Here is a 2,109-nt window from a genome sequence, read left to right as displayed (position 1 = left end):
TTGCGGTCATGACCGGGGCGTGGGCTTCGAGGTGGTCCCAGTCGACTTCGGCGACGGGCCGGTGAATCCAGCGTCGTCGCTTGTCCGGGGAGGGTGCTTGGCCACGGTGATGCATGAGCGCGTCGAGCCCGAACAGTGGGGTGGACAGTGACTTGTGCGGGATGGCGTCCTTGCCTGCGGTCACGGACTCGAAGAACACTGTTCGTGCCCGCTGGTAGGCGGCGGGGGTGAGCGCGTCGGGACCCGTACCGGCGATCACGGCAATGCGGGACAGGTGGGTCCACATGCGGCCGATCTCTTTGTCGCAGAACCCGAGCTGAGCGGCCTGGCCGTTGAACCGGTCGTACTGGTCGGGATAGGCGGTACGCAGGTAGACGCCCCAGCGGCATCCAGACCCCGTCACGAAGGCAGGATCGACACACAGGCCAGTCGCCACAGCAGCGTGGGCGGCAAACGACATGACCTCGCTTCGTACGGCCCGCCGGGTCATGACGTCGGCCGCGTTCCAAGCGGCAAGAGTGGTGAAACGCCGGTCGAACCCAGCCACGCCCTGGCGGCGGGTCTGGCGGGCTGCGGGCGTCGCGCCGGCCGCGATGTACGCGTCCGCGAACCAGCGCAGCACGTCGACCGCCTCAGCCACAGCACGGTCCGGCGATGACGTCGGCGCCGGGGACGCACTCACTGGGCCTGTAGAGGGGGTCACGACACCGCTCCGTTGTTGTCGTAGATGTCGGCGAGCACGGTCATGGCGTCGCGATACTGGTCGGCGAGCCAGTCGTTGGACAAGTGCAGGTAAAGGCGAGTCGTGTCGAGGTTCGCGTGCCCCGCCTGGGCCTGGATTGCTTCCAGGCTCATCCCAGCCTCACGCAGGCGAGTGAAGCACGTATGACGCAACTCGTGGCACGTCGCATGAGCGAGCCCGGCTCGGCGGCGGGCTCCGGCGAGGACCTCGTCAAGCCCCGCCGCCGTGAGCGGACGACCCCGGTTGGGGCCCTTCAACACCACGAACACGCGCTCGCCGTCGCCGTCGCGTGGCCGCTCGAGGGACAGGTAGGCGTGTAGGTGAGTGAAGAACAACGGATCGACCGGGACGATCCGTTCGTGACCGCCCTTGCCCGCACAGATGAACACGCGCTGGTCGCCTGGCTGGATATCGGTGAACCGCACGCCGAGGACTTCGCAACGCCGTAGCCCGGCGCGCAGCATGAGCGTGACCATCGCCAGGTCCCGTTGCGTGCGCAGCGCGTTCGTCAGCGCGACGGCCTCACCCGGAGCGAGGATGCGCGGCAGACGCTTCGGGGCCCGGACCAGCGGTGCCCCTCGCAGCGACCGTGTCCTAGGGGTGATCGATCGCGGGACGGGCTGGCGCTCGCACACGCCACGCGCGATGAGGTAGTCGAACAACGAGGTCACCGTCGCCAACCGGCGCTTGATCGTGGAGGCCGCCAACCCCTGCTCGCCATCGGACAGGCGCACCACGTTCCCACCACGTCGTGGCTGGCGTTGTGCCTCGATGAACGCCAACACGTCCGCAGTCCCCACGGCCAGCGGCCGCTTACCCACCACGGTAAAGAAGACCTTCAAGTCGAAAGCCTGCGCCGTCACCGAGTTCGGACGCAGCCGCGCCGCAGTGAACCGCAGATACTCATCCAACAGCGCGTCACCCAACTCGGGAGCGGCGCCGCGCGAGCGGGCAAGGACAGGCACGAACAACTCCATCAACAGCTCCAGCCACGAGAACGACGACCACATCGTCGACCCCGTCACGAACCGCCATCCACCCGGAGTCGAGATCACCTACATATCAAGCCGCTTGCCGCAGGATCGTGTTCGCCCGCCGCAGCTCACGCACCTCACGCTCCAAGGCGACGATCTTCGCCTTGTCATCGCTGCTGACACCCTCCCGCACGCCGGTATCGACCTCAGCCTGGCGGACCCAGTTCCGCAACGCCTCCGGATGAATCCCCAACTGCTTGCCGATCCGGCTGATCGCCCCGGCCCGGCTGGCTGGATCCCTCCGCGCCTCCACCCATCCGAGTGGCGCGCTCCTTCAATTCCTCCGAATACTTCCTCGGTGCTGCCATGACTCCCATCCTTCCGTGTGATGAG

2 protein-coding genes and 1 pseudogene are annotated in these 2,109 nt (G+C 67.3%); all 3 read right to left on the bottom strand.

Annotated elements, in window-relative coordinates; genetic code table 11:
- A pseudogene (locus ABD774_RS21425) lies at window positions 1-640 on the bottom strand (tyrosine-type recombinase/integrase); the annotation flags it as partial.
- A 59-nt stretch (window positions 641-699) separates the two neighbouring features.
- The gene (locus tag ABD774_RS21420) at window positions 700-1,767 is read right to left on the bottom strand and encodes a tyrosine-type recombinase/integrase (protein WP_345045787.1); all 1,068 of its coding nucleotides are present in this window, start codon (window positions 1,765-1,767) and stop codon (window positions 700-702) included.
- 37 nt (window positions 1,768-1,804) lie between these two features.
- Window positions 1,805-2,029 carry a transposase gene (locus tag ABD774_RS21415; RefSeq protein WP_345045785.1) on the bottom strand — a complete coding sequence of 75 codons (225 nt, stop codon included), beginning with the start codon at window positions 2,027-2,029 and terminating at the stop codon, window positions 1,805-1,807.
- Window positions 2,030-2,109 lie beyond the last annotated feature (80 nt).

The sequence above is a fragment of the Georgenia daeguensis genome (assembly GCF_039537705.1).
Lineage (GTDB): Bacteria > Actinomycetota > Actinomycetes > Actinomycetales > Actinomycetaceae > Georgenia > Georgenia daeguensis.
Note: the sequence above shows the minus strand (reverse complement) of the source record. Positions and strands in the feature narration are given on the sequence as shown.